The organism is Mycobacterium terramassiliense, from assembly GCF_900157385.1.
GTDB lineage: Bacteria > Actinomycetota > Actinomycetes > Mycobacteriales > Mycobacteriaceae > Mycobacterium > Mycobacterium terramassiliense.
In genome coordinates this window covers 191,196-217,333 of record NZ_LT717698.1, presented here as the reverse complement: position 1 = coordinate 217,333, position 26,138 = coordinate 191,196, and the positions used below count along the sequence as shown (strand labels likewise).

At 68.4% G+C, this 26,138-nt stretch carries 29 protein-coding genes; 19 read left to right on the top strand and 10 right to left on the bottom strand.

Annotation, left to right across the window (positions count from 1 at the left end; genetic code table 11):
* Positions 1 to 16: 16 nt before the first annotated feature.
* Entirely contained in the window at positions 17 to 241 is a 225-nt protein-coding gene (locus tag MTAB308_RS29185) for a hypothetical protein (protein WP_173842108.1), read from the bottom strand.
* Between MTAB308_RS29185 and MTAB308_RS03150 the strand changes: the two genes are divergently transcribed.
* The gene (locus MTAB308_RS03150) at positions 225 to 566 is read left to right on the top strand and encodes an RNA polymerase-binding protein RbpA (RefSeq protein ID WP_077097793.1); all 342 of its coding nucleotides are present in this window, start codon (positions 225 to 227) and stop codon (positions 564 to 566) included. The two genes, MTAB308_RS29185 and MTAB308_RS03150, sit on opposite strands and share 17 nt — an antisense overlap.
* 28 nt (positions 567 to 594) lie before the next feature.
* On the opposite strand, the gene MTAB308_RS03145 is transcribed toward MTAB308_RS03150, so the two are convergent.
* Positions 595 to 1,029, bottom strand: a complete 435-nt coding sequence (locus MTAB308_RS03145) for a DUF4383 domain-containing protein (RefSeq protein ID WP_077097790.1) — start codon at positions 1,027 to 1,029, stop codon at positions 595 to 597.
* A gap of 65 nt (positions 1,030 to 1,094) precedes the next feature.
* On the bottom strand, positions 1,095 to 2,651 hold the full coding sequence (locus MTAB308_RS03140) for a succinic semialdehyde dehydrogenase (protein WP_077097788.1): 1,557 nt from the start codon (positions 2,649 to 2,651) through the stop codon (positions 1,095 to 1,097).
* A gap of 69 nt (positions 2,652 to 2,720) precedes the next feature.
* On the opposite strand from MTAB308_RS03140, the gene MTAB308_RS03135 reads away from it, so the two are divergent.
* A complete protein-coding gene (locus tag MTAB308_RS03135; protein WP_077097785.1) occupies positions 2,721 to 3,101 on the top strand; it encodes a nuclear transport factor 2 family protein in 381 nt (126 codons plus the stop codon).
* Here the strand turns inward: MTAB308_RS03135 and MTAB308_RS03130 are convergent.
* Both MTAB308_RS03130 and MTAB308_RS03125 read right to left on the bottom strand, forming a co-directional pair.
* Complete coding sequence (locus MTAB308_RS03130; RefSeq protein WP_077097783.1) at positions 3,094 to 3,639, bottom strand: GNAT family N-acetyltransferase; 546 nt, start codon at positions 3,637 to 3,639, stop codon at positions 3,094 to 3,096. The two genes, MTAB308_RS03135 and MTAB308_RS03130, sit on opposite strands and share 8 nt — an antisense overlap.
* 40 nt (positions 3,640 to 3,679) lie before the next feature.
* The gene (locus MTAB308_RS03125) at positions 3,680 to 4,129 is read right to left on the bottom strand and encodes a DUF5994 family protein (RefSeq protein WP_077097781.1); all 450 of its coding nucleotides are present in this window, start codon (positions 4,127 to 4,129) and stop codon (positions 3,680 to 3,682) included.
* A gap of 280 nt (positions 4,130 to 4,409) precedes the next feature.
* Here MTAB308_RS03125 and MTAB308_RS03120 point away from each other — a divergent pair, with 280 nt between their 5' ends.
* The 9 genes from MTAB308_RS03120 (at position 4,410) to MTAB308_RS03080 (ending at position 12,539) form a co-directional block, all read left to right on the top strand.
* Entirely contained in the window at positions 4,410 to 4,643 is a 234-nt protein-coding gene (locus MTAB308_RS03120) for a hypothetical protein (RefSeq protein WP_077098166.1), read from the top strand.
* Positions 4,644 to 4,720: 77 nt separating this feature from the next.
* On the top strand, positions 4,721 to 5,311 hold the full coding sequence (locus MTAB308_RS03115) for a TetR/AcrR family transcriptional regulator (RefSeq protein ID WP_077098164.1): 591 nt from the start codon (positions 4,721 to 4,723) through the stop codon (positions 5,309 to 5,311).
* 107 nt (positions 5,312 to 5,418) lie between these two features.
* Positions 5,419 to 6,237: a cysteine hydrolase family protein gene (locus MTAB308_RS03110; RefSeq protein WP_077097779.1), complete on the top strand. Its 819-nt coding sequence runs from the start codon at positions 5,419 to 5,421 to the stop codon at positions 6,235 to 6,237.
* Positions 6,179 to 7,126 carry an aldo/keto reductase gene (locus tag MTAB308_RS03105; RefSeq protein ID WP_077097777.1) on the top strand — a complete coding sequence of 316 codons (948 nt, stop codon included), beginning with the start codon at positions 6,179 to 6,181 and terminating at the stop codon, positions 7,124 to 7,126. Before MTAB308_RS03110 ends, MTAB308_RS03105 begins: the two co-directional genes overlap by 59 nt.
* Positions 7,127 to 7,130: 4 nt before the next feature.
* The gene (locus tag MTAB308_RS03100; protein WP_077097775.1) at positions 7,131 to 8,039 is read left to right on the top strand and encodes a pyridoxamine 5'-phosphate oxidase family protein; all 909 of its coding nucleotides are present in this window, start codon (positions 7,131 to 7,133) and stop codon (positions 8,037 to 8,039) included.
* A gap of 83 nt (positions 8,040 to 8,122) precedes the next feature.
* Entirely contained in the window at positions 8,123 to 10,699 is a 2,577-nt protein-coding gene (locus MTAB308_RS03095) for a SpoIIE family protein phosphatase (RefSeq protein ID WP_077097773.1), read from the top strand.
* Positions 10,696 to 11,019, top strand: a complete 324-nt coding sequence (locus tag MTAB308_RS03090) for an STAS domain-containing protein (RefSeq protein WP_077097771.1) — start codon at positions 10,696 to 10,698, stop codon at positions 11,017 to 11,019. The genes MTAB308_RS03095 and MTAB308_RS03090 overlap by 4 nt, the downstream gene beginning before the upstream one ends.
* Before the next feature lie 22 nt (positions 11,020 to 11,041).
* Positions 11,042 to 11,821: a 3-hydroxybutyrate dehydrogenase gene (locus tag MTAB308_RS03085; protein ID WP_245831239.1), complete on the top strand. Its 780-nt coding sequence runs from the start codon at positions 11,042 to 11,044 to the stop codon at positions 11,819 to 11,821.
* Between the two features lie 184 nt (positions 11,822 to 12,005).
* Entirely contained in the window at positions 12,006 to 12,539 is a 534-nt protein-coding gene (locus tag MTAB308_RS03080) for a PE family protein (RefSeq protein ID WP_077097768.1), read from the top strand.
* A 146-nt stretch (positions 12,540 to 12,685) separates the two neighbouring features.
* Here MTAB308_RS03080 and MTAB308_RS03075 read toward each other — a convergent pair whose 3' ends face one another.
* On the bottom strand, positions 12,686 to 13,423 hold the full coding sequence (locus MTAB308_RS03075; protein WP_425436173.1) for a VldE C-terminal domain-containing protein: 738 nt from the start codon (positions 13,421 to 13,423) through the stop codon (positions 12,686 to 12,688).
* A gap of 73 nt (positions 13,424 to 13,496) precedes the next feature.
* Between MTAB308_RS03075 and MTAB308_RS03070 the strand changes: the two genes are divergently transcribed.
* The 3 genes from MTAB308_RS03070 (at position 13,497) to MTAB308_RS03060 (ending at position 17,360) form a co-directional block, all read left to right on the top strand.
* On the top strand, positions 13,497 to 14,345 hold the full coding sequence (locus MTAB308_RS03070) for a hypothetical protein (protein WP_157900893.1): 849 nt from the start codon (positions 13,497 to 13,499) through the stop codon (positions 14,343 to 14,345).
* Positions 14,346 to 14,370: 25 nt separating this feature from the next.
* Positions 14,371 to 14,982, top strand: a complete 612-nt coding sequence (locus MTAB308_RS03065; RefSeq protein WP_077097763.1) for a DUF3060 domain-containing protein — start codon at positions 14,371 to 14,373, stop codon at positions 14,980 to 14,982.
* A 71-nt stretch (positions 14,983 to 15,053) separates the two neighbouring features.
* Complete coding sequence (locus MTAB308_RS03060; RefSeq protein WP_077097761.1) at positions 15,054 to 17,360, top strand: MMPL family transporter; 2,307 nt, start codon at positions 15,054 to 15,056, stop codon at positions 17,358 to 17,360.
* 72 nt (positions 17,361 to 17,432) lie between these two features.
* Here MTAB308_RS03060 and MTAB308_RS03055 read toward each other — a convergent pair whose 3' ends face one another.
* Positions 17,433 to 17,672 carry a three-helix bundle dimerization domain-containing protein gene (locus tag MTAB308_RS03055; RefSeq protein WP_083746429.1) on the bottom strand — a complete coding sequence of 80 codons (240 nt, stop codon included), beginning with the start codon at positions 17,670 to 17,672 and terminating at the stop codon, positions 17,433 to 17,435.
* Positions 17,673 to 17,775: 103 nt separating this feature from the next.
* Here MTAB308_RS03055 and MTAB308_RS03050 point away from each other — a divergent pair, with 103 nt between their 5' ends.
* Positions 17,776 to 18,807: an epoxyqueuosine reductase gene (locus MTAB308_RS03050; protein ID WP_077097757.1), complete on the top strand. Its 1,032-nt coding sequence runs from the start codon at positions 17,776 to 17,778 to the stop codon at positions 18,805 to 18,807.
* Between the two features lie 3 nt (positions 18,808 to 18,810).
* Here MTAB308_RS03050 and MTAB308_RS03045 read toward each other — a convergent pair whose 3' ends face one another.
* Together MTAB308_RS03045 and MTAB308_RS03040 are read right to left on the bottom strand one after the other, a co-directional pair.
* Positions 18,811 to 19,149, bottom strand: coding sequence for a DUF732 domain-containing protein (locus tag MTAB308_RS03045; protein ID WP_077097755.1), 339 nt, complete (start codon positions 19,147 to 19,149; stop codon positions 18,811 to 18,813).
* Between the two features lie 76 nt (positions 19,150 to 19,225).
* On the bottom strand, positions 19,226 to 19,591 hold the full coding sequence (locus tag MTAB308_RS03040) for a DUF732 domain-containing protein (RefSeq protein WP_077097753.1): 366 nt from the start codon (positions 19,589 to 19,591) through the stop codon (positions 19,226 to 19,228).
* A gap of 337 nt (positions 19,592 to 19,928) precedes the next feature.
* Here MTAB308_RS03040 and MTAB308_RS03035 point away from each other — a divergent pair, with 337 nt between their 5' ends.
* Together MTAB308_RS03035 and MTAB308_RS03030 are read left to right on the top strand one after the other, a co-directional pair.
* The gene (locus MTAB308_RS03035) at positions 19,929 to 20,777 is read left to right on the top strand and encodes a CDP-alcohol phosphatidyltransferase family protein (RefSeq protein WP_245831234.1); all 849 of its coding nucleotides are present in this window, start codon (positions 19,929 to 19,931) and stop codon (positions 20,775 to 20,777) included.
* Positions 20,774 to 21,409: a lysophospholipid acyltransferase family protein gene (locus tag MTAB308_RS03030; protein WP_077097750.1), complete on the top strand. Its 636-nt coding sequence runs from the start codon at positions 20,774 to 20,776 to the stop codon at positions 21,407 to 21,409. Before MTAB308_RS03035 ends, MTAB308_RS03030 begins: the two co-directional genes overlap by 4 nt.
* A gap of 9 nt (positions 21,410 to 21,418) precedes the next feature.
* On the opposite strand, the gene MTAB308_RS03025 is transcribed toward MTAB308_RS03030, so the two are convergent.
* Entirely contained in the window at positions 21,419 to 22,324 is a 906-nt protein-coding gene (locus MTAB308_RS03025; RefSeq protein WP_077097748.1) for a phosphatidate cytidylyltransferase, read from the bottom strand.
* Between the two features lie 217 nt (positions 22,325 to 22,541).
* Between MTAB308_RS03025 and MTAB308_RS03020 the strand changes: the two genes are divergently transcribed.
* The gene (locus MTAB308_RS03020; protein WP_077097746.1) at positions 22,542 to 24,347 is read left to right on the top strand and encodes an N-acetylglutaminylglutamine amidotransferase; all 1,806 of its coding nucleotides are present in this window, start codon (positions 22,542 to 22,544) and stop codon (positions 24,345 to 24,347) included.
* Positions 24,344 to 26,134 (top strand): N-acetylglutaminylglutamine synthetase, encoded by a 1,791-nt coding sequence (gene ngg / locus MTAB308_RS03015; RefSeq protein ID WP_077097744.1) that lies wholly within the window; start codon positions 24,344 to 24,346, stop codon positions 26,132 to 26,134. Before MTAB308_RS03020 ends, ngg begins: the two co-directional genes overlap by 4 nt.
* The last annotated feature ends 4 nt before the right edge of the window (positions 26,135 to 26,138 follow it).

Below are 26,138 nucleotides of genomic sequence, written 5' to 3'. Positions count from 1 at the left end.
TCCGGCTGCACGAGAATCAGAGCGCCTCAGTAAATCCCTGCCACAGGAAGAAGTCATGCCCACCCTCGAGGCGCAGCTCCGCCAGGATTTGCGCGACTACGCCGTCGAATTGCGGCAACTTGCGTACACGCTGCCCGGAGGGCTGGGCGAGCACGATCTCCTTGGTTTGTCCGGTCGGATGCGCGCCAGGGCCGATCAAGCAGAACAGCGGCGGAGTGGCGACGATGGCTGATCGCGTCATGCGGGGCAGTCGCCTCGGGACCTTGAGCTACGAGGTCGACCGCAACCATGACCTGGCGGCGCGCAAGATCGCACGGTACCGCACCGACAACGGCGACGAGTTCGACATGCCGTTTGCCGCCGACGCCGAGGTCCCCGGCACCTGGCTGTGCCGCAACGGCCTGGAGGGCAACCTGGTCGGGGACGGTGACCTGGCCGAACCCAAGAAGGTCAAGGTGCCGCGCACACACTGGGACATGCTGCGCGAACGCCGCTCGATTGAGGAACTCGACGAGCTCCTCAAGGAGCGCCTCGACATCATCAGGTCACGGCGCACCGGCAAGTAGTTTCACGCAACGGGTACCCGGCGTCGAGCTACGACGCCTTCCGCAGATCGGCGAGCGAGTTCCGAAATCCACCGTCCAGGCGGATCTGGACGGCCGCGACCGCGAGCATCACGCCGGCGGTCACCAAGTGCACCACCGCGTCGGTCGTGTTGTTGGGAAACGTGAAGACGAGTGCGACCTGGTGCGAGAAGAACGCCCAAATGCCCGGCAGCGCACCGGCTATCGCCGCGAAAATCAGATACAGCACGGCCCACGACTTGCGCATCGCGAACACCAAACCCGGCGCGAATAGCGCAAGCCCGGCGACGGCGTGCCAGCCGTTGTAGTCCATCCCGAGCAGTTGCACCGTCGGCGCATTGGGCCCGGTGGCGAAGCTCGGCTCGAGGATGAAGCCGATCACCGCCTGAACGACATGCAGAACACAAATGATCAGCAGCCCGATCTGGGCGAAACTCCACCTCACGCTGCACCTCCTTGTGCACGGTGGGATCGCCCGAATACTACGCCGAGTAGTAGGTCAAGGCAATGTCACTTGCGGCCGGGCAGCCTCATCACCGCACGCACCACGGGCACCAGCGACTTCTGCCAGAGCGTCGACGGAACGCCAAGCGGCGGATCGAGATTGAACACGCGGGCCGCCGCGATCGTCTGCGATTCGGTGTACTTCAGCAGGCCCTCGGGCCCGTGCCGGCGGCCGACGCCGGACTGGCCCATGCCGCCCATCGGCGCGCCGAGGCTGCCCCACGCGAACGCGTAACCCTCGTTGACGTTCACCGTCCCGGACCGGAGCCGGGCGGCGATCTGCTCGCCCTCCGCGGCGGAGCCCGCAAACACGCTGGCGTTCAGCCCGTACTCGGTGTCGTTGGCCTTCTGGACGGCTTCGTCCACGTCGGCGACGGGATAGATGGACACCAGGGGCCCGAACGTCTCGTTGGCCGCGCACTCCATCTCCGGTGTGACGTCGGTCAGCACCGTCGGCTCGTAGAACAGCGGGCCGATGTCGGTCCGGGCCTTGCCGCCGGTAATCACCTTGGCACCCTTGGCTTTCGCGTCGTCCACGTGGTCGGTCACCGTGTCGAGCTGGCTCGCGGAGATCAGGCTCCCCATGTCCACCGAAAAGTCATACGCGGTGCCCAGCTTCATGTTTCGGACCGCGGCGCCGAACTTGCCGGTGAAGTCGTCGGCGATGTCCTTCTCGACATAAATCCGCTCGATGGAGATGCACAGCTGGCCCGCGTTGGAGAAGCACGCCCGGGTGGCCGCCTTGGCCGCCTTGTCGAGGTTGGCCCCGCGCGTGACGATCATCGCGTTCTTGCCGCCGAGTTCGGCCGAGAAGCCGATCAGCCGACGGCCACAGTGTTCGGCGAGTTGCCTGCCGGTGGCGGTCGAGCCGGTGAACATCAGGTAGTCGCAGTTGTCGATGATCGCGGTGCCGACCACCGAGCCCGGGCCGGGCACGATCGCGTAGAGCGCTCGCGGCAAGCCCGCCCGGTACAACAGCTCGGCACACGCCAGCGCGCAGTACGGCGTCTGGCTGTCCGGCTTGAGCACCACCGCGTTGCCCGCCAGCAGCGCCGGCACCGAGTCGGACGCCGTCAGCGTCATGGGGTAGTTCCACGGCGAGATCACCCCGACCACGCCCTTGGGCTGGTAGACGACGGTGGTCTTGCCGACCCCGGGGAGCAGCGCCTGCACCCTGCGCGGCTTCAGCAGGTCGGCGGCGACGCGCACGTAGTAGTTCGCGTTCGCCATCAAATCGACGATTTCCTCCTGCGCCGCCCAGCGCGCCTTGCCCGCCTCGGCCTGCAGCAGGTCCATGAGGAACTCGCGGTTCTCGACGACCAGGTCGCGATAGCGGCCGATGACGTCGACGCGCTCGCCGACCGGACGGTTCGCCCAGTCGACCTGCGCGGCGCGGGCCTCGGCGAACGCGGCCTCGACGTCAGCGGCCGTGGCGATGGGGATCGTGGACAGCGGCTTGCCGGTGAAGACCTCGTCGATCGTCTTGGTCTCGCGTGCGTTGATGTCCTTGATCGCGGCGAGCTGGCGCAAACGGTCGAAGACCTCGGCTGATGGTGCGGACATGTCGTTACCCCTCGGAAATGCACAGGCGTCCAAAGCACCAGCCTATCGCCGCGACTACAGTCTTCCAGCGTGACGCCCGACGCGGTTGCTTTCGCTGAGCAGTGGGTGGACGCATGGAACGCCCACGACGTGGAGTCGGTGCTTCGGCATTTCGCGGACGACGTCGTATTCACGTCGCCGGTGGCCGCCGCGCTGCTGCCGGAAACGGCGGGGGTGGTTCGTGGCAAAGCCGCGTTGCGCGACTACTGGACCGAGGCGTTGCGACGCGTCGCCAACCTGAGGTTTGCAGTCGAGACCGTCTACGAGGGCATCGACACCCTCGTCATCGCGTACCGCAACCAGGACGGTGGTCTGGTCAGCGAGGTTCTGCGATTCAGCGACGGCCTGGTCGTCGAGGGCCACGGAACGTATCACGTTGCTGCGCAACAGGGTACGGGTCCGATCAGCTGATTGGGGTCGGCGGGCGGTCCTGGTCGGCGGTCGGCGCCAGGTCAAGTTGCATCCAGGCGACGTCGTGCCAGTTGTCGTGTTTCCATCCGACGCGACGGTAGAGGCCCGCATCTTCAAACCCGAAGGCTCGATGAAATGCGTTGCTGGCGTGGTTGGGTTGGGTGATGCCCGCGAAGGCGCGCCGGTAACCGCGCTCGGCCAGCCGGCGCAGTAGCTGTGTGTAGAGCGCGCGGCCGGCGCCCGAGCGGTGCTGTGAGCTATCGATGTAGATGCTGGTTTCGGCCGACCATTGGTAAGCGGCTCGGGGATTGAACGCGTGCGCGTAGGCATAGCCGACAACTCGTCCGGCAGCGTCCGCCACGACAAGCCACTCATGGCTGGCCCGGGCCGCGGCGATCCGCGCGGCCATCTCCGCCACCGTCGGGACGTCCACCTCGAAGCTGATCGCCGTGTTCTCAACGTAGGGGCGGTAAATCGCCGTGCAACCGGCGGCATCCTCCGGGATCGCCGCCCGGACCGTGCTATTGCTTGCTGCCATGCCGGTAGTGTGCCACTACGAATTCGGCAGGCGCCGCTCGTTATTCAGTGACCGCCGCGGCGAGTTGTTGCCGGGCCGCCTGCAGGATCAGGCCGGCGGTCAGGAACGCGGGCTTGCCTTGGTCGCAGGAGTCGACGGGCAGCTCGGCGGCGCGGCGCAACACCATCACGGCGAGCGCGGTGTGGGTGGCATACGGGATGACCAGGAGGTTGACGTGTACCTGAGCGCCGCTCAACGTCATCACGTGCTGGCGTTTGTGTTCCCAACCCGCCCAATTGAAGTCGGGCGGTCGCTGCAGCGGTGGCCAGTTGACGTTGATGGACTCGATGTCGCCGAGCAGGGGAGTCAGGGCCGCGACCAAAGTGGGCAATTCATTGGTGATTCGGTCCGCGCGGGGCCACCATGCACCGTCGATGGCCCCACCCAACTGGCGAGCCACGGACAGCCGAACGGGGTCGGTGCGGCGCCGGCCCGCTCGCGGATACGTCATCGTTCAGCCGATCGATTTGGGAGCTGTACCAACGGTTGGCGCTGTGCGATCCACGGGCTGGTCCTTCGCGTTCTGCATCGCCCGCCCCGCGGGCGCGGGTCGAGCGGAGGAATCGCATTGCCCGGGGGTGTCATCCGCGCGAATGGCGGTAGACCACCGCGGACAACGAAACGGCTCGTCAATGACGCTACGCCACCGGGGCCCGGGCGGACCGGTCGGGTGACCAGCGCGGAACGCAAATCCCAAGTAGGGTTGCCCCAACAACCAAAGGATGGACGAGATGCCCATAGAGAATTGGTGCGACGCACCCCAGATCCATCCATCGCAGGTCCGGGTCGGTGACATCATCGGCACGTTGCGCGACACCAAACTGCGCCTGACCGTGAAACTGATCGGTGGGCCCCAGACCACTCCGCGGCAGTGGACCTTTTTCACCCGCGACGACAACGGCCTGCAGCGCACGAGCACCTTCGGCGAGGACGAGTTGGTACGTAGGTACGCCAAAGCGTATTGACGGCCGCCTACGCCGCGATCGGCCGCTTCCTCGCAGCGCCCCCGAAAATAGCCGACCGGTCGGCTATTATGGTCGCCATGCCGCGCCCGCCCAACCCAGAGGTGCGTCGCCGCCTGCTCGAGGCGGGGCTCGAACTCGTGCACGCCCGGGGTTTCACGGCCAGCGGCGTCAAAGACATCACCGACGCAGCCGGCGTGCCGAAGGGGTCGTTTTACGCGTATTTCGACAGCAAAGAGGCTTTCGCCGCGGCGATACTCGAACATTATTGGGCCGACCTCGAGGCGCGGCTGCTGCCGATCCTGAGCTCCGACGGGACCGCGCGGGAGCGGATCACACGTTTCTTCCATGCGCTCGCCGACGAGCACGAGGCCGGCGACTTCCTGCTCGGCTGCCTGGTCGGCAACCTGTCGCTCGAGCTGGGCGGGTCGAGCGAACCGGTGCGCACCGAGCTCGTCCGCATCCTCGACCGCTGGGACGCGGCGCTCACGAGGTGTGTGCGTGCCGGTCAGCGCGGCCCAGGTGGCATCCGCGAGGATCTCGATGCGGGGGAGCTCGCCGCCCAGCTCATCGAGGCGTGGGAGGGCGCGGCCCTCCGCGGGAAAGTGACCCGCAGTCGCACCCCATACGACCGGTTCGAAGCGGTCACCGTCCCTGCGCTTCTGCGCTGATTCGTCCGCCACGGGAATGGCCGGCCGACCATCCTTGTTAATTAGACGACTGGTCATCTATAGTCAAAGCCAGCCGCTCGCCCGGTCCCGAATCGCAAGGACGTTCTATGTCAGACCTGAACATCTACGTCGAGCCGCAGCAACCCGCGCTGCCGGAGTCGGGGTTTGAGCTCGATCCAGCGCACGCCGCGCTCGTCATCACCGACCCGCAGATCGATTTTCTGAGCCCGGGCGGTGCCGCCTGGCCGGTGTTCGGTGACAGCATCCGCGCCCATCGCACCGTCGCCCACATCGGCGAGCTGTTCGACGCGGCGAAGCTGGCGGGCATCACGGTCGCGGTTTCGCCGCATTACTTCTACCCCACCGACAAGCAGTGGCGGTTTGGCGATCCGCTCGAGAAATTCATGAGCGCCGTGGGCATGTTCGGGCGCCAGGGCGCCTACACGACGGACGGGTTCGCCGGATCCGGCGCCGACTTTCTGCCCGCTTACCGGCAACACATTCACGACGGGCAGACCGTGATCGCCTCTCCGCACAAGATCGTTGGCCCCGAGTCGAACGACCTCGTTCTGCAGCTGCGCAAGCGCGGGGTAAACCAGGTCATCCTGGCGGGGATGGCCGCCAACCTGTGCGTCGAAGGCCACCTGCGCGAACTGATCGAGCAGGGCTTCGAGGTCGTTGTCGTCAAGGACGCCACGGCGGGCCCGCGGCTGCCCGAAGGCGACGGCTATCTCGCGGCCCTGGTGAACTTCCGGTTCCTCGCCAGCGCCATCTGGACGACGGCCGAGGCCGTCGCGCACCTCGCCACACACACGGAACACATTGTCCCCGAGAAGATTTTGTCAACACAACGAAAGGCCGAAGGCCATGGCGACGAACCACAACCTCAGTCAGCACAGATTTGCCCTGAACAACGGCAGCGGTGAGATTCCGGCGCTCGGGTTCGGGACATCGCTGTCCGACAACACCAAGACGCGAGACGCCGTCAAGGCCGCGATCCAGGTCGGTTTCCGTCACCTCGACGCCGCCGAGCGCTATCGCAACGAAGCGGAGGTCGGTGCGGCGCTCAACGAATTGTTCGCGGACGGGACCGTGCGCCGCGAGGAACTGTTCGTCACCACCAAGCTGTGGAACAACAACCATCGACCCGAACGGGTCAGGCCCGCGCTGCAGGCCAGCCTGGACAGGCTGGGGCTGGAAGCGGTCGATCTGTATCTGGTGCACACCCCGTTCGCGTTCCGGCCCGGGGATGACCAGGATCCGCGCGACGACCGCGGAAATGTTGCCTACGACGACGGGGTCACCCTCGAGGAGACCTGGGCGGCGATGGAAAGCCTTGTCGACGAGGGACTTTCGCGAGCGATCGGCCTGTCCGACATCGACGCCGCGGGTACCCAAAGGATCGTCGAAACCGCCCGGATCAAGCCGGCGGTTGTCGAGGTCGAGTCGCACCCCTATCACCCGCAATGGGAGCTTCACGAATTGTGCGCGACGCACGGGATCATCCTGCTGGCATTTGCGTCTCTCGGGCACGCGCTCGAACCGCGCCTGCTCGACGACCCCCTCATCGTCTCGATCGCTGCCAGCGTCGAAAAGACCCCCGCGCAAGTGCTGTTGGCCTGGGGCATCCAGCGCCGCAGCGCCGTTCTCACCGCGTCCGTGACGCCGGCGCGTATCCGCGAAAACTTTGACGTCACCGCCCTCCCCGAGGGTGCGATCCACGAGATCAACGAACGTCTGCAGACTCGGTACCGGTTCAATTCCGTCGTCGACGCCGGAGAACCGGGGTTCGCCGAGGTCCCGCAAGGCAGGTGAGCAGATGACGATTGCGAGCGAGTCGGCCGCCGAGGGCTTCCACAGCGGCGAGCTGGCCGTGCAGCGCCAAGCCGGCGTCGCAGCCGAGGCCGCCCGGCTGGCGCCGATGGTAGCCCGGGGCCAGCTGCGGGGCGGGATGGCCGCATCCCTGTCCGAGATGACGTTCGCGGCGCTGGCCGCGCGCGATACGACCGGGCGGCTGTGGACCTCACCGCTCCTTGGGCCGCCCGGTTTCCTGCAGGCCGCGTCGCCGACCACGTTGCAGATCCACGCGTCGCTGCCGGGAGCGGATGCCCTGCACGGCCTGCCTTGCGGGCAGCCGGTAGGCGTCGTCGCGATGAACTTCCTGACCCGGCGGCGGGTTCGGATCAACGGCCGACTCACCTCCACCGAGGCTGGGCTGACCGTCGACATCGACCAGGCCTACGGCAACTGCCCGCAATACATCCACCAGTGGCGCATCCAGGTCGATGGACCACCCGGCGACAACCGGGTGCGACTGTATTCCGGAAAGACGTTGCGGCCCGAGGACATTCGCCTCATCAACGCCGCCGACACGTTCTTCCTGGGCACCACCCACGCCACCTCCGGCAACGACGCCTCCCACCGCGGCGGTGCGCCCGGATTCGTCCGCGCCGCACCCGGGCACCTGTGGTGGCCCGACTATCCGGGCAACAATATGTTCAACAGCCTGGGCAACCTCTCCGCGGATCCCACCGCGGCCCTGCTGTTCCTGGACTTCCGCGCCGGCATCGCGCTTCAGCTGTCCGGCGAGGCGGAAGTCAACTGGAGCGACCCGGCCGCCGGCGAGGACGGCAGCACCGGGCGCCGCGTCCGTTTCGTTCCTCAGCGGGTGATCAGCACGGCGCCGCCCGCCCTCGGCGAGGCGGACCACGTTCCCTCCCGGCGATAGCGGGCGGGTTTTCCAGACTCCCGACGCCGCCGGAATGCCCCCAAATGGATGACGGCCCGGATTTAACAACTAAGTTTGTCGCTATGGGGGACGACGAACGGGACGAATCCGCGTTCACCTGGCAGGGCCAGCGTGAGCTGGTGGGCCCTGTGCATGAACAGCTCGACGAGCTGGTGGCGGCGCGTGACCAGCTGGAACAACTGGTGCGGATCATTGTCGAGATCGGCTCCGATCTGGACCTGGACGTCACGTTGCAGCGCATCGTCGATGCGGCGATGGAGCTGACCGGCGCCCCCTACGCTGCCCTGGGAATACGCGCTCCCGACGGGAGCCTGGCCTCGTTCGTGCATGCCGGAATCGACGACGACACGGCGCGGCGGCTCGGCGAGCTGCCGGTCGGCCGTGGTTTGCGCATCGACGATGTGAGCGGTGACCCGCGGGCCAGCGGGCTGCACGCGGACGGCACGGCGATTCTGGCGCTGCTCGGAATTCCGATCACCGTGCGGGCGGCTGACTTCGGGAGCCTCTACCTGGCCGACGACAGGCCGGGCCGAGTGTTCTCCGACATTCAGGAGGGCGCCGTGCGGGCGATGGCCACGGCGGCGGCCGCCGCCATCGACAACGCGCGGCTGTTCGAGCGAGAACGCGAATCGGCGAAATGGACCAAGGCGAGCCGCGAGATCACGACCGCGCTGCTGTCCGGGGCCCCGCAGACGGGACCGTTGCAGCTGATTGTGAATCGCGCGCTGGAGCTGGCCGATGCCGAGCAGGCGATCTTGCTCGTTCCAAAAGAGCCGGACCTGCCCGCCGATGAAGTCGACACCCTGGTCGTGGCCGCCACCGCGGGCCGGTACTCCTCGGAGGTGATCGGCCGGCAGGTCCCGATGGAGGGCTCCACCACGGGCGGGGTTGCCCGGCGCGGCCTGCCGCTGATCACCGATTCGTTCCAGTATCCGATCGAAGGGTTCACCGATGTCGGCGAACGCTCGGCGACGGTCATGCCGCTGATCGCCGACGACAGGGTGCTTGGTGTCATCGCCGTCGCGCGCCACCCGCAGCAACCGCCGTTCGACACCGATTACCTGGAACTGGTGAGTGACTTCGCCCGGCACGCTGCCATCGCTTTGGCGCTGGCAGCCGGCCGCGAGCATGCGCTCAATCAGGAACTCGCCCAGGCCGACACCGTCGATGACGCGCTGCGTGCCGTGGCCGAGGAGCTGCGCCGGCTGTGGCGGGCCCGCCGCGTTCTGGCCGTCACCTTCCCGGCCCACGGCTCCTCCACCGAAACCGCTTATAGCGCACCGCAAGTGGTGTCGGTCGGCGAGCCCACGCAGTGGGCCGACCTGCCCGCCGACACGCGGCAGATGCTCGGTTCGTTGCGCGACGGCGACCTCCTCACCCCGAACGCGACCAAGTCCGGGACGGCCGGTATCGCGCTGCAGCATCCCGAGGGCGTGCTCGTCGTCTGGCTGGACCTGGCCGAGCGGCGCCCGTTCACCCTCGAGGACCAGACCCTGCTCACCGTGCTGGCCGGCCGCCTGGGCCAGGGTCTGCAGAGGGTGCACCAGGTGGATCAGCAGCGCGAGACCGCGCTGGCGTTGCAGCACGCGATCCTCGGCCCCGCCGAGTTGCCGCACGGGTTCGCGGTGCGCTACCAGGCCGCAAGCGCCCCGCTGCAGGTGGGCGGTGACTGGTTCGACATCGTCGATCTGGAAGACGGGCGCATCGCGATGATCGTCGGGGACTGTGTCGGCCACGGCCTCGCCGCCGCCACCGTGATGGGGCAGATGCGCAGCGCTTGCCGCGCGCTGCTGTTCGACAATCCCAGCCCGGCCGCCGCGCTCGCGGGGATGGACCGCTTCGCCGCTCGGCTGCCCGGCGCGCAGTGCACCACCGCCGTCTGCGCGGTGCTGCACCGTGACACCGGTGAACTGGTGTACTCCAGCGCCGGGCACCCGCCACCGATCCTGGTCCACTCCGACGGCACCACCGAGATGCTCGACGACGGCCACACCATCGCATTGGGAGTGCGCTCCAGCTGGCCCCGCCCCGAAGCCCACGTGACCATCCCGGCGCGCGCGACACTGCTGCTCTACACCGACGGTCTGGTCGAACGCCGCCGCAGTGCCTTGCAGCAGGGCATCTCCCGGGCCGCCGCCCTCCTGCAGGACGGCCGCACCTCCACCCTCGACGAGCTGGCGAACCACATCATGTCCGGACTCGCGCCGAGCGGTGGCTACCAGGATGACGTCGTCCTGCTTCTCTACCGCCACCCCGCACCGCTGGAGCTGACGTTTCCCGCGGACGTCAGCCAGCTCGCCCCCGCGCGCACCGCGTTGCGCACCTGGCTGACCCAGGCCCGGGTGGACCCGGATCAGACGGTGGACGTGCTCGTCGCGGCCGGAGAAGCCGTCGCCAACGCCATCGAGCACGGTCATCGCCACGCTCCGGAAGGCACGATTGTCCTGGGTGCGACCGCACTGGTGGACCAGGTCCAGTTGACCATCACCGACACCGGGTCATGGAAGCCACCGCAACCGGCCGGCGCCACCAACCGCGGCCGGGGCATCGCGCTCATGCGGGGGCTCATGCAGGATGTCACGATCAGCCCCGGTGCCGCCGGAACGACGGTGCACCTATCCGCGAGGATCACCTCATGACGACGCCGCTCACCCTCGACACCGCGCGCCGCAACGACGGGAATCTCGTCCTGACCGCCGCCGGGGAAATCGATCTGAGCAACATCGACGCGTTCAACCAAGCCCTCACCGCCGCGACCACCCAAGCCGGTGGCAGCGGCGAAACGCTCACCGTCGACCTCAGCGCCGTGGAGTACCTGGATAGCGCCGCGATCAACGCGTTGTTCGCCCGCGCCGACGACATCCGTCTGGTCGCTCACCCGCTGCTGATGCCGATCCTCAATATCAGCGGTCTCACCGAACTGGTCGCCACCGAACCCGCGCCCCCGGCCGAACACTGAAACCGGTGGCGACGTTCGGATGATGCGCGGAAAGTCCGTTCTCGTAACGGGTTCCACGTCCGGCATCGGTCTGGGCATCGCCCGCGCGTTCGCGGCGCAGGGCGCGAACGTGACCCTCAACGGTTTCGGTGATCCGCACGCCGTCGAGGAGCAGCGCCGCGGCATCGAGGAGGAGTTCGGGGTGGCGGCCGCCTATTCGGGCGCCGACGTGACCAAGCCGGATGAGATCGCCGCCATGATCGGCGCCGCCGAAGACGCCTTCGGGGCCATCGATGTCCTTGTCAACAACGCGGGCATCCAGTTCGTGGCGAAGGTGGAGGAGTTCCCGGTCGAGAAGTGGGACGCCGTGATCGCCACGAATTTGTCGGCCGTGTTCCACAGTTGTCGCTGTGCGCTCCCGGGGATGAAACGCCTGGGTTGGGGCCGAATAATCAACATCGCCTCGGCGCACGGCCTGGTGGGCAGCGCGGGGAAGGCGGCGTACGTCGCGGCCAAGCACGGGGTGGTCGGACTGACCAAGGTCGTGGCGATCGAAACCGCCGACCACGGCATCACGTGCAACGCGATCTGCCCGGGATGGGTGATGACACCGCTGGTGGCCCAACAGGTCGAAGCCCGCGCCCGCGCGACGGGAAAGCCGTTCGACGCGGCCAAGCGGGAATTCGTGGCGGAAAAGCAGCCGATGGCCCGCTCCACCAGCCCGGAAGAGGTGGGCGCCCTGGCGGTCTTCCTGGCCGGCGACGCGGCCGGCACCATCACCGGGGCGAGTTATTCGATCGACGGCGGCTGGACTGCGCAATGAGGGGGGATGCGCCCGACGGTTTGCGAGATTTTTCGGCTATTATGGAAGCGGAATTCGTCAAGTATATTTAGACCGTCGGAATTGCTGAAAAGCCGAATTTTCGTGCTCTTTCGACGCTTTCCTATTAGGCTCATGTTGCTTAGGTCATCGGGCGACCGTCGCATCCGACCCACAGGAGGCGCCTGTGTCATATCTGGTGACCGCTCCGGACGAGGTCGGGGCGGCGGCCCAGAATCTGGCAGGTATCCGCTCGTTGTTGGCGGGATCCGCCGCATCGGCCGCGGCTCCCACGACGGCGGTGGCCGCCGCGGCGCAGGACGAGGTATCCGCCTCGGTAGCAGCGATGTTCAACGATTTCGGCCAGGAATTTCAAATTATCAATGCCCAAGCCAACGAGTTTCACGGGGAATTCGTCGGGCTGGTTAAGGCGGGCGCGGGCGCCTACCAGAGCACCGAGGCGGCCAACGCCGCGGCGACCGCGCTGGGCGCGACGAACGCGCCCGTCCAAGGCCTGCTCGGGCACTCCATTCAGGGCGTGGCCGGCGCCACCCAGCCGGCCGCGGCCGACCTGAGCCTGCCCCCCAGCTTTGGCGGCGGGGACCCCGGCATCCCGTCGCTCGTCACCGGTGGTGTGCAGACCCTGCCTTCGAGCCTCGGCGGTGGGCGGCTGACCGTGCCCCCGGTGCTCACCGGCGGCCTGCTGGGGCGGCGCGGTTAGGTCGCACACGGGTCGGGTGCCCGCGCCATACCGTTCTCGTTGCTTCGCTGATATCGACTCTTGCCCACCGGCAACGCGCAGTCTGGGGAAGAGGCCCTGGAGGATCCTTGGAGCCCAACGGGATTGGGGACCGAGCGGTCAGGCCATCACTGTGGGGGAGCCGGGGTCATGGAACCGATGTAATAGGTTTCGTGCCCCGTCGGGTATCCGCCGCCGTTGGTGGCGATATGGACGTGGTCGTAGTGGTTGAGGGTTTCGTTGCCGTAGTTCGCGGTCCAGCTCGGCGATCCGACACCCGGATAGATCTTCTGCCGCCAGATCACGTGGTTGATTCCCCACCGCTTCGCGTTCGCCAACGCGTACCCGGCGATTTCGTTGCCGAGCTGGATGCCCTCGGGGGAGGAATGGTTGGGGATCATCACGTCGATCGCCAAGCCGTTGGGGTGCCACGGCAGGGGATCCTCCCGGTACCCGTAGATCGTGGTGATCTCCGGAAAGAGCACGCTGATGGCGCGGGCCGCCCAGATGGTCTTGACCTGCAACCGCTGCTCGGGCGCGACGCCGGGCGACAACGGGAACAGGAACTGCTGGGCGGCCGCGGGGGCGCCCGCCGCCAGCTTTTCCACCTCGGCGGGAGTGGCGATCTGCGGCGCCGGGCCGGCGGCCGCCGGCGGCGCTCCGGCCACCATGGACGGCGGAGCGGTCGGGGCGGGCGCCGGTGGTGTCGGGCCGGCGGCCGGATTGTCAACGCAGCAGGGCGTTTTGGCGCTTTCCGCCTGCAGCGGCTTGACGGCCTGGGCGTAGATGATGGCGGCCGAGACCACGAGGGAGGCCGCCAACGCCAGCCAGCGGCTCCTGCCGACGGCTAACACACCGTTGCCCACGACCAGCAGCTTAGCGGCGTTTGGGTCCCCTGTGGCAATCTTTTTCATTTATTGCTGGCCGCTAGGCCGTCGGGTGGGATCCTGTCCGGATGAGCGTCAACGACGAATCGGCCGGGCCGGGCGGATTCGTGGCCTACGGGTTGCCCACCCCCGCTGGACCAACAAGTGGACCCTCCTGGTGTGGCTGGCGATGGTGGCCTTCCTCATCGTGGGCACGATGGGCGTCGCGCCGGCGTGGCTCCCGTTTCTCAACCCGAAAGCCCCCGTGATCGTATTCCTCGGCGCGCCTTTCGTTTTCATGGCATTTCAGATGCGAGGGTGGTCGGGTCTCAGCCAAAAGATCGAGGTTGGCGTCGCCGAGGATGGCCTGACCGTCGCTCGGTGGCCGAGCGACATCTTTCGGTTCGGCGACGTCGCGCTGGGCCTGTGGACGAGCGCCGTGTACGGCGGTACCACCAGCGGAACCGCGCTGCACCTGCGGTCCGGCCGGCATCGCCTGGTGATCGGGGGGCGCGACCATCGCGCTGCCGCCGGCACCCGGCTGGACGAGCCGCCCGTGCAGTACCCCGACGCCTGGATGCCGGCGTCGGACTTCGATGAGCTGCTCACCATGGTCGCTGGCCACAGCGGGTCGCGCGTGCGGACGCCGGCGCCGGGCGCTGCGACGCGCTGTTCGCTGATTCCTTGCCCCAATTGGTTCTTCTCGGACACGCTGTCCGGTTCCTTGGCCGCGTTTTCCAGGCCCTTCACGCTCGGATTCAGCCGGCGCGCCCAGAGCGCGCCACCGGCCCTGGTTATCGACGTCGACGACGATGCGGTCCGGGTGATCGACCCGGCCACCGAGACGGTCCTCGCATCGGCGCGGCCGGCGCAGGCGGCGCAGGTGACCGTGACGCCGGCGGGGTTGAATCGGCGTCGTTGAGCACCAGTTGTGGGACCATTCCGGCATGGACGCCGACGATCCCGAAAAGCGGATCAGGGAATTGGAACGCCGGCTCGCCGACGCCAAAGGCGGCCCACGGGAGTATGTCCCGGCCGACGACGCGGTCGGACCCGACGCGGGGCTGCCACCGCCGCCGACGGTGAATGCGCCCAACTACGAACTGCTGCGCCGTCAGATGAACCGGCGGCGCAGGTTGAGCAGCGTCTGGGGGATCCTCTTAGTGCCCGGCATCCTGCTGGTGGCAATCCTGGTGTTCCATCCGTACCGGGTCGAGAAGCACCCGCCGCCGGCCACCGCCTTGCCGGGCGCGGAGCCCACCGCGGACCTGTCGGGCGCGCTGACCGTGGGTCCGGGCGGGAACCTGACCGAGGAGCCCAGCGCCGCCACTTTCACGGTTGTCTGTGATCGGGCCGAACTGACGATCGCCGGCAATGGGAACTCGGCCTACGTGGCCGGGCACTGCGCCCATCTCATCGTCACGGGCTCGCGCAATAAGGTGGTCGCGGACAACGCGGACGCCATCGACACCGATGGCTCCGCGAACCAGGTGATCTATCACGGCGGAGCGCCACAAATCTCGGTTGGGGGAACCGACAACATCGTCAGGAAGGGCTGAGACCGCTTGGGCGACTTGGGACAGGCCCATCTACGGTGAACTCATCGAACACGAAATGGCTCCCCGCTAGCGTGCTGTACGCATCCGCTCGTCTCGCCCTCGCCGCGCCGCGCCGCGTCATCGCCCTGGCGGTATTGGTCATGATCGGCGCCGCGATCTTCGGGATCCCGGTGAGCAAAACGCTGTTGCCCGGGGGCTGGTTCGATCCCGGCGCCGAGTCGTCGCAGGCGTCGGCGTTGCTCTCCCAGAAGTTCGGCCAGGGGGACATGGTCATGCTGATCACCGTCACCTCCGGCGGCGGTGCGGAAGGCCCCCGGGCCAGGGCGCTGGGCACGGAACTCGTTGAGCGGCTGCGAAATTCGCAGAACGTCGCACAGGTGCAATCCGCGTGGACCGTGCCCGCCGCGGCGGCGCGCGCGTTCATCAGCAAGGACGGCAGGACGGGACTGATCGTCGCCGCGATCACCGGTGGCGAGGCCGACGCCCAGAAAGCCGCCGAGCGCCTGGCCCGCGAACTCGTGCACGACCGCGACGGCCTCACGGTGCGCGCCGGGGGTGATGCCACCGTCTTCTGGCAGGTGGACGATCAAACCCGCGAAGACCTGCTGGTGATGGAGTCGTTGGCGCTGCCGCTGAGTTTTCTGGTGCTGGTCTGGATCTTCGGGGGCTTGTTCGCCGCGGCGCTACCCGTGGTCGTCGGCGGATTCGCGATTCTCGGCGCCATGGCGTCGCTGCGGGCGGTCTCGCTGTTCGCCAACGTGTCGATCTTCGCGCTGAACCTGACGGTCGCGATGGGCGCGGCGCTGGCCATCGACTACACGCTGCTGATCCTCAGCCGATACCGGGACGAGTTGGCGGAGGGCCAGACTCGCGATGCGGCGCTGATCCGCGCAATGGCCACCGCCGGCCGAACGGTGCTGTTCTCGGCGACGACGGTGGCACTGTCGATGGTCACGATGGTGCTGTTCCCGCAGTACTTCCTGAAATCGTTTGCCTACGCGGGCGTCGCGGTGATCGCGTTCGCGGTGGCCGCGGCGGTCGTGGTGACGCCTGCGGCGATCGTGCTGCTGGGAGACCGGCTCGACGCGCTGGACGCGCGCCGGCTGCTGCGCCGGATCCTGCGGCGGCCGCAACCCCAGCCCGCGCCCTACGAGCGATGGTTCTGGTATCGCTGGACGAGATCCGTCACGCGCCACGCGGCGCCGATCGTCATCGCCATCGTCGCGCTGCTGCTGTTGCTCGGCTCGCCCTTCGGCGATGTCCGGTGGGGTGTCGCCGACGACCGGGTGCTGCCCACCTCGGCCTCGGCGCGCCAGGTCGGCGACCAGCTGCGCACCGATTTCCCCGGCAGCGGGGTCCCCGATGTCACCGTGGTGCTGCCCGACGCGACCGGTGTCGGCCCGGCCGATCTCAATGCCTACGCCGCCGCGCTGTCGCGGGTGCCGGACGTGTCGTCGGTGTCGTCGCCGGGCGGCACGTTCGTCGGCGGCAGGCCGGCCGGACCGCCCACCGGGCCCGCCGCCCTCAAGGACCGCAGCGCGTTCCTGACGGTGAGCACCGTCGCGCCGCTGTATTCCGCCGCGTCGGCCACTCAGCTTGACCGGCTGCACGCCGTCGCGACCCCGGCGGGCAAACCGGCGCAGTTCACCGGCGCGGCACAAAGCGATCGCGACACCGTGCACGCGATCACCACGCGCCTGCCGACGGTGCTCGCGATCATCGCCGTGATCACCCTGGTGCTGGTGTTCTTGCTGACCGGGAGCGCGGTGTTGCCCTTCGAGGCCCTGGTGACGAACACCCTGTCGCTGGCCGCGGCGTTCGGCGCGGTGGTGTGGGTCTTCCAGCAGGGGCACCTGGGCGGGCTGGGCACCGCCGCGACCGGCACGATCGGGGTTGACCTGCCAGTGTTGTTGTTCTGCATCACCTTTGGGCTTTCGATGGACTACGAGGTGTTCCTGATCGCGCGGATCCGGGAGTACTGGGTGACCTCGCATCGGGGCTGGGGCGCGAATGACAAGAGCATCGCGCTCGGCGTGGCCCACACCGGGCGGGTGATCACGGCCGCGGCGCTGATCATGGCGATCTCGTTCGTCGCACTGATGGCCGCCCAGGTGTCGCTCATGCGGCTGTTCGGGTTCGGGCTCACGGTGGCGGTGCTGGTCGACGCCACATTGGTGCGGATGCTGCTGGTGCCGGCGGTCATGCATGTGCTCGGCCGGGCCAACTGGTGGGCGCCGGAATGGTTGGCCCGGCTGCATGAACGGTTCGGGATCGGAGAAGGCGCGCCCCGCGGCCCCGACGATGTCCAACCCGATTGGCGGGTGCTGAGTCGCCGGGTGCTGTTCGGCGTCCAGAGTCAGCCGCAGCACGGCCGGTGAGGCGGAGCCGAACGTGACGGTGGCGTCACACTCGACGCCGAACGTGACGCTGGCGTCACACTCGGCGGGCGATTAAACGGCGACGGCCTGATCGAGCGCGGTTCGCGAGGCCGTGATTGCGAGGTACTCGAGTTCCTGCCCCGCGAACCGCTCCACGAGAAGCGGAACGTACTCCCGCACCGGCCGCCCGTCGAAGCGGGCATGCGCGTCGCGCACCACGGCGGTCACGGTTTCCACTGGAAAGGTCGGATATTTCCTGGTCAATCGATCGGCCACCCCGGCGATGATCTGCTGTTCGCTCAACTCGATCACGGCGTCAGGCTCGCATGCGTTCATACGGAAGTCAAACGTCGTTAACGAACGCGCGCCCCGCGGCGCCCTTCCTTTCAACTGAGTATTGTGTACTATACTCAGCATGGCCGACAAATTGCCCTCCCGACTGGCCGAGCACCCCACCGTGCGGCGGGTGCGCTCGCGCGCGAGGCAGCGGCCCGGCGCGCTGGACGCCGACTGGCTGCGCGAGATCTGCCTGGCCGCAGGCGTGGACGACGTGGCGTTCGCCAGCATCGACAACCCCGACCTGGCCTCCGAGGCGCAGCACGTCGAGGCCGCGTTGCCCGGAACCAAGAGCTACGTCTCGCTCGTGGTCAAGATGAACCGCGACAACGTGCGGTCGACGGCGCGCAGCGTGGCAAACCAGGAGTTCCACCGCAGCGGCGAGCTGCTCAACGAAGCCGCCCACCGCATCGTGCGACGGCTGCAGGATGCCGGCTATCGGGCGCTCAGCCCGTCGGCGACCTTCCCGATGGAGATGGACAACTTTCCCGGCCGGATCTGGGTGGTGGCGCACAAGCCCGTCGCCGTGGCCGCCGGCCTCGGCGTTATGGGCATCCACCGCAACGTGATTCACCCGAAGTTCGGCAACTTCATCCTGCTCGGCACAATCTTGGTGGACGCACCGATCAGCAGCTACGGCCGTCCCCTCGACTACAGCCCGTGCATCGAGTGCAAGTTATGCGTGGCGGCCTGCCCCGTCGGCGCGATCGGCAAGGACGGCGATTTCGACTTCGTCTCCTGCTCGGTGCACAACTATCGCGAGTTTATGGGCGGGTTCACCGATTGGGTGCAGACCGTCGCCGACAGCGCCGACGCAGCCGATTTCCGTTCGCGGGTAAGCGATTCGGAAAACGCGTCGATGTGGCAGAGCCTGGCCTTCAAGCCCAATTACAAGGCCGCGTACTGCCTGGCGGTGTGCCCGGCGGGGGAGGACGTCATCGAACCGTACCTCGAGAACCGCAAGGGATTCATGGACCTGGTACTGAAACCGTTGCAGGACAAGAAGGAAACGTTGTACGTGCTGCCCAACTCGCGGGCGAAGGCGCACGCTGAACGCCGCTATCCGCACAAGCCGGTGCGGGTCGTCGACGGCGGAGTGCGGGGACGCTAGAGCCTACCCGGACACCATCGTCCTGTATTGCGGGCAATAGGCGGACGCGGAAATCCCTAGGAAGAAGCCGGCTTGCCTTGCCGTGAGATTGGTGTCCCGCATCAGCCTCATCACCAGCAAGGGCCGCGTTGTGCCCTGGTCGAGTAGGGCGCACATGGTGCGGCCCTCCTGGATCGCGGCGTCGTTGTCGGGAACCGGGAGGCCCTGATTCACCAGCGCGGCGATGAAAGCGTCATCGATCTGATCCGCCGACGCGGGTGCCGCGGCGAGCGGGGCAGCGACCGACAGCAGGACGGCAACGAATGCCGACCACGCCCCGCGACCAACCCTCGAGTGGGTCATGGTTCCCCTTTGTGCGGGCAAAGCAGGTCGATCCCAAAATAACCCCGCCGCACCACGGGCGAAAGCGCGCCCGGGCTCACATCATCGGGGGAAACGGCACCGCCCAGTTGAACGAGTTATCGGTGTTTCCGCGGTATTGGGGGCAGTAGGCGGCCACCGAAACGCCGACGAAATAGCCGGCTTGTTTCACCGAAAGAGGGGTCTCCTTGGCAATCCCCATTGCCACGTGGGTCGACGGCTCCCCCTTGTCGAAGCCGGCGCACACCGTGTGGCCCAGCGAAACCGCGGTATTGCGGTCGGACAGGGAGATCCCGTTCTTCGCCAGGGCCGCGACGAACGCGTCGTCGATCGGATCCGCCGACGCCGGCGCCGCGCTGAGCAGGGCGGCGGCCGACAGCAGGCCCACGCATGCCGCCGACCACTGATTGCGACCGATATTCATGGCCTTTCCCGATGCTGGCAAATCGGCTTCGAGTCACGAACGACTTGGTTGAACGGTAACTGAAATCTCGGTTTTTCTCTCTCCGAGCCGCCGCAAGAATTCCGCAAGAACTTCGCGACGAACCGGCAAGCCGCGGGGAGTTACGTAGGTGCTGCCGGTCACGGCGACCGGCCCGCGAGAAGTTTGCAAGAAAGTGTCCGACCGCGGGGGAGCGGTGGCTCTTACCTAGGCGAGCGGCTCACCGCGCGGCGGCGGTCGGAGATCTTGGGACCGGTAGCGGCGCGGGCGGTGTCGACTTGCACACAACTACAGACCACCCAGCGAGAGGAAACACCCCGTGAGCACCGACCTCGACAACGCGCCGACGCTGCGCATGCGGAGCATCGGCGCGCTGACCCCCACGAGCGAGCCCCGCATCGCCCACCGTGGCTGCTACACGACGGGATCGCGCGCGCTCGCGGCGACCGACACGACCACGCTTTCCCGGCTGCAGGTCGTCGGCGGCGCGGTCGTCCCGCTGCCCACGGGATCGCCCGAACGAGCTCCCCGGAAATGGCAGGGCCTCTACGCGCTGAAGCCGTGGTACACCCGCCGGTTGACGCCGATCGTGAATGTCGCCGTGGCCCGCGGTATCTCACCCGACGTGTTCACCGCGGCCGGGGTCGCGGCGGCCGGTGCGGCGGGCGTCACCGTCGCGCTGGGATGGTGGCCACTCGCGGCGCTGTTCCTCGCGCTGCGGCTGGCCGGAGCCAATCTCGACGGCGCGGTCGCTCGCGCCCGGGGTGTGAGCCGGCCCTGGGGATTCGTCGTCAACGAAATCGGTGACCGCGCCTCGGACCTGCTGACCTTCGCGGGACTGGCGGTGTGGGCGGCGCGACAGCGCGGCCCCGGGCTGCATTGGTTGTCCTGGCCGGTGCTCATGGTGCTGGTGGCGGCGCTCGCCGCGACCCTGCCCACCTTCGCGTCGCTGGCCGCGGCGGCTGCCGGGGCGCAGCGGCGCAACGGCGGCCCGCTCGGCAAGACCGAACGCTGCCTGTTCGTCTTGTTGGCCACCGCGTTCCCGGTCATCCTGCCGGTGGTTTCGACGCAGCTGGTGAACGGGTCGCTGATCACCGCGACGCTGCGGTTGCGGGCGGCCCGTCGCGAGCTGGCGGCGAAGCGGCGGGGCGAGGAGGCGGCGTCGTGAGAGCGACCCGGATCACGAGCGTGCTGCGGCACCGGCTGTGGCGGGCGGTGTGCGCCGTGTCCGGCGGGCTGACCGTTACGGGGCGCTGGCGCGTGCCGGGCGGCTGCATCGTGGTGGCCAACCACTGCTCGCACGCCGACACCGCGGTGCTGCTCGCCGCGCTGCCCGCCGGCGCCCAGCCGGTGTTTGCGGCGGCCGCGGACTACTGGTTCGACGTACCGGTGCGCCGTTTCGTGGCCTCCTCGCTGATCGGGGTGCTGCCGGTGCGGCGCTCGGGGGCCGACACCTACGCCCAGTTGCTGGCGGCGGCGCGCCCCGCGCTCAAGGCCGGACGCACGGTCGTCGTCTACCCCGAGGGCACCCGCTCCACGGACGGCAGCATCGGCGAATTCCGTTCCGGCGCAGTGCGCTTGGCGCGCGACTGTGGCGTTCCCGTCGTTCCGGTCGCCGTGCTGGGCACCGCCGAGGTGCTACCCAAGGGCGCCAGCTTCATCTCCCACGCGCCGATGCGGGTCCGCATCGGCGAGCCCGTCGACCCGCACAGCGCCTCGGCGCCGCAGCTGCGGGCGCGGGTCGTGGCGTTGCTCCAAGGCTCCCCGGCCGAGCGCCCCGAGCTGGCGTACGCCGCCTGACGCGGCCCCTCAGCCGAGCAGATACGCCAGTGGCAGCACCAGCAGTAGCGAGTCGATCCGGTCGAGCAGACCGCCGAAGCCCGGCAGCCACGTGCCGGCGTCTTTGACCTGAGCCTGTCGCTTCACCATCGATTCGACCAGGTCCCCGAGCACGCCGCCGAACGCCACCGCGACCAGCAGACCGATCGTGACCGTGCCCAGCAAGGTCAGCACCAGAAACGCCCCCACCACCGCGCCGACCAGCCCGCCGACCGTCTTGTTGGGGCTCAACGGCGACAACGGCTTTCGGGCCCACCCGAAGTGGCGCAAGCCTTTCCCGCCGCACCAGGCCGCGACGTCGGTGGCCGCGGCCGCGAAGCACACCAGGTACGCGTCCGACCACAGCGTCACCAGGTGCGCCAGGGACCAGCAGATCCACACCGAACCGAACGCGGTGAAGGTGGTGCGCCTGCCGCCGTGCTCGACATCGCCGCTGAACACCGAGGGCAGCGCGCACGCCAGCACGATGATCGGCGCGAGCCGCAGCAGCGGTGGGTGCAGCCAGGCCGCGGCGGGATACAGCACCGCCAGAGCCAGCAGAAGATAGGTGTCGACCTTCCCGAGTTTGACCAGGCGCGCGTACTCGAACACCGCGACCACGGCCAGCGCCGCAGCCAGCACCGCGGTCGTGCCCCGTCCTATCCAGATGGGGATGCCGACCACGGGCGCGATCATCACCCACGTCGTCCACCGCCGAATGAGCTCACGCCGGCGCGACGCCAGCACCACCACTCCGGCGACCACCAGGATCACCACGGTGACCCACATGAAGAACACCGATCGGGCGTGCAGGTGCACGTGCAGCGGGCCCAGGTCGAAGTTGAGCGGCATCCGCCGATCCAGGTGCAGGATCCGCAGGTAGTAGTCGACGAGCATCAGCGCGGCCAGCTGTGACGGTGCTGCGGATCGATCAAGCGGTACCGGCCGAACGGCGTCCCGTCCACATCAGCCTCCCAGCAAACTGTGGTCCAGGAAACGATAAGCCGTCCGGCCCTATCCGGGAAACGAAAACGGAGGAACTGGGGCGGCGTTGGCTACCCATCGCCGCGGCCGGACTGTACGCACCGGAACGGGTCCCGGTAGGGTCAAAGGAGTGTGTGGACTCACCGGTGAGGTTCGACTCGACGGCCGGGTCCCCGATCTAGCGGCGGTGTCAGCGATGGCCGCCGTGATGGCGCCAAGGGGGCCGGACGCGGCGGGGGCCTGGTCACAGGGCCGGGCCGCCCTCGGTCATCGTCGCCTCAGAATCATCGACCTGAGCGAAGCCGGCGCCCAGCCGATGTTCGACGCCGAGCTGGGCCTCACGATCGCCTGGAACGGCTGCATTTACAACTACCAGCAACTGCGGCGCGAGCTCAGCGGGCACGGCTACCGGTTCTTCTCGCACAGCGACACCGAGGTCCTGCTCAAGGCCTACCACCGCTGGGGCGACGACTTCGTCAGCCACCTGCACGGGATGTTCGCCTTCGCCATCGTCGAACGGGACAGCGGCCGGGTGCTGCTCGGCCGCGACCGCCTCGGCATCAAACCGCTGTACCTGACCGAGGACGCCCACCGGCTCCGGTTCGCCTCGACACTGCCGGCGCTGCTGGCCGGCGGCGGCGTGGACACCCGCATCGACCCGGCCGCCCTGCACCACTACATGACGTTCCACTCCGTGGTGCCGGCGCCGCTGACGATCCTGCGCGGCGTGCGCAAGGTCCCCCCCGGCTCGCTCCTCGCCATCGAGCCCGACGGCCGGCGTACCACCACCACCTACTGGAGGCCCGACTTCAGCCGGCGGGACGACCGCGCCGACTGGTCCGAACGCGACTGGGAGGACGCGGTGCTGTCCGCACTGCGGGTCGCGGTCGAGCGCCGGCTCGTCGCCGACGTCCCCGTCGGCTGCCTGCTCTCCGGTGGCGTCGACTCCAGCCTGATCGTCGGGCTGCTCGCCGAGGCGGGTCAGCACGGGCTGTCGACCTTCAGCATCGGGTTCGAGTCGGCGGGCGGCGTGGAGGGCGACGAGTTCCGGTGGTCGGACATCATCGCCCAACGCTTTGACACCGACCACCATCAGATCCGCATCGGCACCGACCGGATGCTGCCCGCGCTCGACGGGGCGATCGGCGCCATGAGCGAGCCGATGGTCAGCCACGACTGCGTGGCGTTCTACCTGCTCAGCCAGGAAGTCGCGCGCCACGTGAAGGTGGTGCAATCCGGTCAGGGTGCCGACGAGGTGTTCGCGGGCTACCACTGGTACCCGCCGATGGGTTCGCCGGCCGCCGCGACGCTGACCGGGGCGGTCGCCGAATACCGCGGCGCCTTCTTCGATCGCGATTCGCTGGGCGTGCGAGACCTGTTGGGACCGGCCTATTTCGCGCAGGGCGACCCCAGCGAGCGGTTCGTCAGCGAGCACTTCGCGCGCGCCGGCGCCGAGACCGGCATCGACCGTGCGCTGCGGCTGGATACGACGGTGATGCTGGTCGACGATCCGGTCAAGCGGGTCGACAACATGACCATGGCCTGGGGGTTGGAGGGCCGGGTGCCCTTCCTCGATCACGAGCTGGTCGAGCTGGCGGCGACCTGCCCCCCCGAGCTGAAGATCGCCCACGAAGGCAAGGGCGTCCTCAAACAGGCTGCGCGACGGGTGATTCCGTCGGAGGTCATCGACCGGCCCAAGGGCTACTTCCCGGTTCCCGCGTTGACCCACCTCGAGGGGCCCTATCTGGATCTGGTTCGCGACGCCCTGTACGCGCCGGTGGCCAAGGAGCGCGGCCTGTTCAACTCCGAAGCGGTCGATGCTCTGCTGGCCGACCCGAACGGCAAGCTCACCCCGCTGCGCGGCAACGAATTGTGGCAGATCGCCCTGCTCGAGTTGTGGTTGCAGCGCCATGGCGTGACCGGGCAGGCCGCATGACGGCCGTCGACCCCTCCGAGGACCACACCGAAGCCATCACGATGGGCCTGCACGACGCCTCGCCCCCCGAGCTCGTCGACGCGATGGCCAAGGATGTCGAGCTCGAAATGGGTTGGGGTCGCTTGATTTTCGGCCAGACCTTCGCGGATGCGGAGACCCTGGCCGAGACGCTGCGTCGGGAGGTGCCCGGCCGGCGCGACATCTGCATCTACGCGCGCGAGTCCCACGTGGTGGTCGCCGGGGCGCCGACCGAGCTGTTCATCGACCCCAGCCACACCTATCGGCTGCGCTTCCACCCGGACGACGAAGACACGGCCCCATCGCCGGTCGGCCTGACGGTGCGCACCCTGACCGACGCCGCCGACGCCGACGCCATGAACCGCGTGTTCGTGCGGTGCGGCATGGTGCCGGCGCCGGTCGAGACGATCTGGGACAACCACCTGCACGCGGAGGCGGTGACCTACCTGGTCGCCGTGCGCGACGACGACGGCGCCGTGGTGGGCACGGTGACGGGCGTCGACCACAAGTTGCTCTTCTCCGATCCGGAGGAGGGCTCGAGCCTGTGGACGCTGGCCGTCGATCCCGCCGCGGCGCTGCCCGGGGTGGGTGAGGCCCTGACCCGGGCCCTGGCCAACCATTTCCGGCGGGCCGGGCGCGCCTACATGGATCTTTCGGTGGCACACGACAACGCCGCGGCCATCGGCCTCTACGAAAAGCTGGGGTTCGTCCGCGTTCCGGTGCTGGCGATCAAGCGGAAGAACGCGATCAACGAGCCGCTGTTCACCGCGCCCCCGGAAACCGTCGAGGATCTCAACCCCTACGCGCGGATCATCGCCGACGAGGCGATGCGCCGGGGGATCTGGGTCGAGGTCCTCGACGCCGAGGCCGGCGAGATCCGGCTCACCCACGGCGGCCGCAGCGTGATCACCCGCGAATCGCTGTCCGAGTTCACCTCGGCGGTCGCGATGTGCCGTTGCGACGACAAGCGTTTGACGCGGCGCCTGGTCTCCGAGGCGGGCATCACCGTGCCGCGCGCCCGGCTGGCCACCTTCGACGACGGCGACTACGCATTCCTGCAGGAGGTCGGCGAGGTCGTCGTCAAGCCGACCCGCGGAGAGCAGGGCAAGGGCATCACCGTGGGCGTGCCCGCCGAGAAGGGCCCCGACGAGCTGGCCGCGGCCGTGACGCGGGCGCGGCAGCACTATCCCGAGGTGTTGATCGAGGAGCGGGTCCAGGGCGACGACCTGCGGCTCGTGGTGATCGACGGCCGGGTGGTCGCCGCCGCCCTGCGGATGCCGCCCGAGATCATCGGCACGGGGGAGCACACCATCCGGGACCTGATCGCGGCCGAGAGCCGCCGCCGCTCGGCGGCCACCGGCGGCGAGTCCAGGATTCCGATCGACGACCTCACCGAGGCGACGGTCGCCGAGGGCGGTTGGACGCTGGATGACGTGCTGCCCCAGGGGACCCGGCTTCGCGTCCGGCGCACCGCCAACCTGCATCAGGGCGGCACTATCCACGATGTCACCGCCGTGGTGAACCAGGAACTGTGCCGCGTCGCGGTGGCCGCGGCCGAGGCGATCGGCATACCCGTGACGGGCATCGACCTGCTCGTCCCCGACGTCACCGGCGCCGAATACGCCTTCATCGAAGCCAACGAGCGACCCGGGCTGGCCAACCACGAACCCCAGCCCACCGCCGCGGCTTTCATCGACTACCTGTTCCCCGGCCAGCCCGGCCAGCCGCTGGCCTGGACCCCCGAGGAGTCACGCCCGGACCGGGATTGACGCT